The following is a 4728-nucleotide window of genomic DNA, read 5'->3' as shown; positions in this document are numbered from 1 at the left end:
GTGAGCTTTGTTCGCGCGCCGGGGCGATTCATTCTCTTTCGGCTCATCGCCGAAAGAGTTGAATCGCCTCCTAAGGCGTGGCGCGCGTTAAGTCGCCCGCGGCAATTCTTGCCGAATTGGCTCTCCGCCAATCGGCAGAATATGCCCTCTATAGCAGGCGGGCGACTTGTCAACAGGAGGGTACTGCGCTCGGGCCGCGCGGGCCCCACGTCCCGTGGACGGGAAATGCTTCGCATTTCCACTTTTCTGCTCAGCCCAGTTTTTTGTGTCGTTCTCTGTTCACGCGCCTTGGCGATTCATTCTCTTTCGGCTCGTCGCCGAAAGAGTTGAATCGCCTCTTTAGGCGGCGGCGCGCGACGAGCTTCGAACCGGACAAAACTGTCGCTTTCTTGTAAGAAAGCGACGCAAAGAACTTTTAGTTAGCTACGCTACGCCTTAGGCTCCGCAGGACTCAGGCTTCGCGTGCCGCGGTGGGCGGATGGCTGTGTCTACCCTAAGGGAATCGCCGGGGTGTCGGTCAATTTATCTCCGAAAGATGTTCGTCGCGATTGCCGGGAAAGTCCAGACCCATGCGGCGGAACATCTCGATGTCTTCCTGTTCGAGCCCGATGCGATCCAGGGTGCGGGGCTTGTTGTGGTCGTTCAGGTAGTGGCGCGGGGTGACAACGAAATGAGAGGAGGTCACGGACAGCGAGTCGTTCCGATAGGGGGTCTCGATGCCGCCCATCGAAAGCAGGGTGTGGAAAATCACGTTCGTGGTCATCGGTTTGTCGCGGTTGGATTCCGCCGACAGCCGGCTCCCGGGCCACTGGGTGTCATAGGTCGGCGAAAACCACAGGATGCACGGGATGTGCAGCTGGTAGTAGGTCGGACGGGGCGAGGCGTGCAGGAAGAGGTGGCGGTCGTCGTCGTAGAGGTCTTCGCCGTGGTCGGAGGCGTAGAGCAGCCCGGAGGCGGTGTTCGGCAGGGCGCGCAGGCGGGAGATCAGGTCGGACAGCAGCCGGTCGGTCGCACGGATCGAGTTGTCGTAGGCGTTGAGCAGGACGGAGCGTTCGTCGCGGTGTACGGCGGCGTAGGCGGCCGGACGGAAGTAGGCTGAGTCGGAGGGGTAGCGTTCCTGATAGTCGAAGTGGGAGCCGTAGGTGTGCAGCACGAGGAAGAGTTTCCGGAGGGAGGTGTCGGACAGCAGGGGGCTCACGCTCTGCAACAGGACGTCGTCGTAGGGGTTGCAGGTCTCGCCACACGCTTCGGCGGTGGTTTTCAGGAAGAGGGTGGTGTCGGCTTCGCGGCCGAAAAAGTCGATGAAGGAGTGGTTCTCGGACTGGTTCGAGAGGAAGGCGGTGCGGAAACCGGCTTCGCGGAAGGCGGTCAGGATGCTTTTGTGGGTGTAGAGGGTGCCGTAGTTCTCGGCGGAGGCGCTGCACAGCATGATCGGAACGCTCTTGTGGGTGGCGTTCGCCTGGGTGAGCATGTCGCGGAAGTGGATCAGCCCTTCCTGCTGCATCAGACGGGGGGTGGTCTCGCGGGGGTAGCCGTAGAGCTGCCAGTTGAGGGCGCGCGAGGTCTCGCCGATCACCAGGATATAGACTTCGCGGATGCTGTCCGGCCGTTCGGAGGTGGCTGCGAAGGTGAAGTCGGCGGAGGTGCGGGCGTAGCGGTCGCTTTGCTGCCAGCGTTCGACGGCGAGACCCATGTTATAGCCGATGTTGAGGGGCCAGAGGTCGAGCCGGGCCCGGTATTCGCGGTCTTGCAGCCGGGCGCCGCCCATGGCGGCGAGGCCGATCAGGAAGAGGATGCCGGCGCGGATGAGGCTCTGTCTCCGGAAAGCGGCGGAGAGGCGGTCGGGGATGCGGAGCGAAAGGGTGGCCAGCACTAAGGCGGGGATGTAGAGCAGGAGCACGCCTACGATGGCGGGTTCCAGCTTGCCGAGCAGTTCGAGGGCTTCGCCGGAGTTGGTGGTGGCGACGTTGAGGAACATGTCTACGGCGATGATCGAGTTGCCGAAGAGGTAGAGCAGGACGAGCTGGAAGGCGCCGAGCACGAGTAGCGGAAGGGTGAACCAGAAGGGGGCGCCGGGGCGTCTTCCCACGGTCAGCAGGGCCATCCAGAGGGCGCACGGAACCAGAAGCAGGGCGATTTTGCCGGGCCAGACGATCGGCTCGGTGCAGCAGAGGAAGAGGTTCGGAACGAGCAGCACGGCCAGCAGGATCCAGTAGTAGGTGCGCTGGTCGGCGAAGCGGGCCCGAAGGCGTTGTATGAGGTCTTTAAAATGCTTCATTGATCTGGAAGAGGAACCCGCTCTGGCCTTTGCCGAAGCCGTAGTCGAGGCGGACGTTCACCCGGTTCTTGAATTCCCACCGGTAGCCGAGCCCGTAGTTGGGGAGGGTGTGGTTCCAGCGGAAGGTTTTGAAATTCTTGTATACGTTGCCGGCGCCGACCCACACGGCGATGCCGTGGCGGTTGTAGATGTGCTGGCGGAGTTCGACTTGTATCTCGGTCAGGTTCCGGTCGCGGTACTGGCCGTCGTAGTAGCCGCGCATGCGGTACGAGCCGCCCAGCTTGGCCATCATGGTCCAGGGGACGTCGCCGTAGTTGTGCTGGGTGTGGAAGTCGATGGCCAGGACGGCGCCTTTCCAGAGCCGCTGGTAGTAGTCGACGATCAGGTCGGTGCGGCCGTAGGTGCCGCTGTTGCCGAGCCATTTCGGGTTGGCGTACTGTTCGAGGCCGATGTACCAACCTTCGTAGGCGTTGGTCATGACGTCGCGGGTGTCGTAGTTCAGGACGAAGCCGAGGCCGACGCTGGTGATGTAGGGGCTCTGGCCCTCCAGCAGGTCGGGCTGTTCGAGCCGGAGGCCGTCCAGGTGTTCGATGCCGGCGGTCGGCCCGAGGTAGAGGTGGTCGGCGATCCGGAACTGGAAGTCGACTTTCAGGCGGTTCTGTTTCTGGGTGTATTTGCTCTTGTTGGCTTTGTCGGAGGCCATGTCGTAGCCGATGCCCCAGAAGTAGCTGGGGAAGGAGAGGGTGTAGAGGGTGTAGTTGAGCCGGTAGCGTTCGCGGGGGAAGAGGTTGGAGCCGCGGAGGCCGATCATGTAGAAGCCGGAGAGGGAGCCGGAGCCGAAGAGGGAGACGTTGGAGGGCTGGGTCACGGTGTCGCGCCGGTCGAGCCGGTAGAGGCCGGAGGCGACGATGCCGAGGCCGACGGAGACGTCGTTGGAGTAGAACGGGCCGCCGATGATGCTGAAGTCGAATTTCTTCTGTTTTTTCACCTGATTGGATTCGGTGAAGAAGCGTTTGAAGCGTTCCCAGCCGGTGGGCCGGCGGGTTGTGTCGGCTGCGGAGGCGGGAAGGGTGTCGGCGGCCGCTGTCGCGAGGGTGTCGCGGGCGGGCGGAGTCGGGGCATGCTGCGCCCGCGCGGGGCCTGCGGTGAGCAGGCCCGACAGAATGAGCGGCACGAGGAGGTGCCGGACATGGAGCTGTATGTGCGGGTGGAGCATGGGTAGGGCGCGGCGGATTAGTAGGCGAGTTTCACGTTGTCTATCCAGAGGCTGTTGCCGGGGGTGCCGATGTAGGCGCCGCCGTAACTGGAGGAGATCTGGAGGATCATGTGGGTCGGCTGTTCGTCGGCTGCGGCCCAGCCGGTCTCGTGGATGGGCACCATCCGGCCTTTGCTGTTCCGGCACCAGTAGGCGCGGTCGTCGGGGATGAGGCCCATCTCGGGACGGAATTTCGGGTCGTGGGTGATGTCGCCGTAGAGGATCGGCATGGTGTGGCCGTTCACCCAAGCGGGGGTGTCGGTGCCGAATCGTTCGTTGAGGGTGCCGACGCGTTTGGCGTAGACGTTCCCTTCGGCGTCTTCCCACCGTACCTGGAGCAGGAGGATGGCGTCGGCGTAGTCCGGGCCGGAGACGGATTGCTGGGAGCTGAACCCGGTGGCTTTCATGCGGTTGGGGGAGCCGTCGGTGTGGAATTTATAGTCCATCACCAGCGCTTTGGGGCGTTCGGTGAAGGGGACGCCCTGGTTCAGCTTGGCCATCGGGTTTTTGGTGTCTTTGATGGGTTCGATCACGTCGCCGAGGAAGATGCTGCCGGAGGCGAGCACGGTGATGTTGATCAGGCCCATCACTTTGACGGTCTCGAGCCGGGTGTCGAGCCGGGCGCACCGCCCGTTGCCGCGGGCTTCGGGATAGACGGTGACGCTGCATTTGGTGATGCCGCTGACTTTGGCGAGTACGTTCGAGGTGCCCCACGGTGAGCGGGGGTTGCGGTGGTAGGGCTTGTCGCCGCGGAGGGTGTCGTTCGGGGCGATCTCGTACAGGTAGCGGACGTTGCCGCCGATTACGCCGGACTCTTTGATCTCGCGCACGACCCATTGGTCGAAGTGCCCGAAGGCGATGCCGGCCAGACCGATGGTGAACAGGGTTGTCAGGTTTCGTTTCATACTTACCTCCTTAGTCTCTTGCTTGCTGGGGGACGACGGGGTCGTCGCGGAGTGAGCCGCTCGTTTTCAGGCGGTAGCAATTCAACAAAGTTATATATTATTACTAAACCGCTGTGGATGGCTCGGATTTTAGAGCCATACTGAACAAATTTAGTTCCGTTTTTTCCGGTTCGGGGCGCAGACGGATCTCGATGGCTTCCGAAAACATGAAAATTCCGATTTTTCTGCGTCCAGTGCTTTGAGCCGGACGGAACTGCCGCTTTTTGAAAAAAGCGGCACCAAAAACTTTT

At 62.2% G+C, this 4728-nt stretch carries 4 protein-coding genes; all 4 read right to left on the bottom strand.

Features of this window, described 5'->3' with window-relative positions:
* Nucleotides 1-517: 517 nt before the first annotated feature.
* On the bottom strand, nucleotides 518-2278 hold the full coding sequence (locus QZ292_RS09715) for a lipid A phosphoethanolamine transferase (protein WP_294601038.1): 1761 nt from the start codon (nucleotides 2276-2278) through the stop codon (nucleotides 518-520).
* The gene (locus QZ292_RS09710) at nucleotides 2265-3494 is read right to left on the bottom strand and encodes a BamA/TamA family outer membrane protein (protein ID WP_294601037.1); all 1230 of its coding nucleotides are present in this window, start codon (nucleotides 3492-3494) and stop codon (nucleotides 2265-2267) included. The genes QZ292_RS09715 and QZ292_RS09710 overlap by 14 nt, the downstream gene beginning before the upstream one ends.
* 17 nt (nucleotides 3495-3511) lie before the next feature.
* The gene (locus QZ292_RS09705) at nucleotides 3512-4438 is read right to left on the bottom strand and encodes a PCMD domain-containing protein (protein ID WP_294601036.1); all 927 of its coding nucleotides are present in this window, start codon (nucleotides 4436-4438) and stop codon (nucleotides 3512-3514) included.
* A 103-nt stretch (nucleotides 4439-4541) separates the two neighbouring features.
* A partial coding sequence (locus QZ292_RS09700) for a hypothetical protein (RefSeq protein ID WP_294601035.1) occupies nucleotides 4542-4728 on the bottom strand: 187 nt, incomplete at its 5' end.

It is taken from the genome of uncultured Rikenella sp., assembly GCF_910577125.1.
GTDB lineage: Bacteria > Bacteroidota > Bacteroidia > Bacteroidales > Rikenellaceae > Rikenella.
Note: the sequence above shows the minus strand (reverse complement) of the source record. Positions and strands in the feature narration are given on the sequence as shown.

Excerpts from the sequence above, each read along its gene's own strand:
- QZ292_RS09710 (WP_294601037.1), bottom strand. The coding sequence starts at position 3,494 with ATGCTCCACCCGCACATACAGCTCCATGTCCGGCACCTCCTCGTGCCG.
- QZ292_RS09705 (WP_294601036.1), bottom strand. The coding sequence starts at position 4,438 with ATGAAACGAAACCTGACAACCCTGTTCACCATCGGTCTGGCCGGCATC.
- QZ292_RS09715 (WP_294601038.1), bottom strand. The coding sequence starts at position 2,278 with ATGAAGCATTTTAAAGACCTCATACAACGCCTTCGGGCCCGCTTCGCC.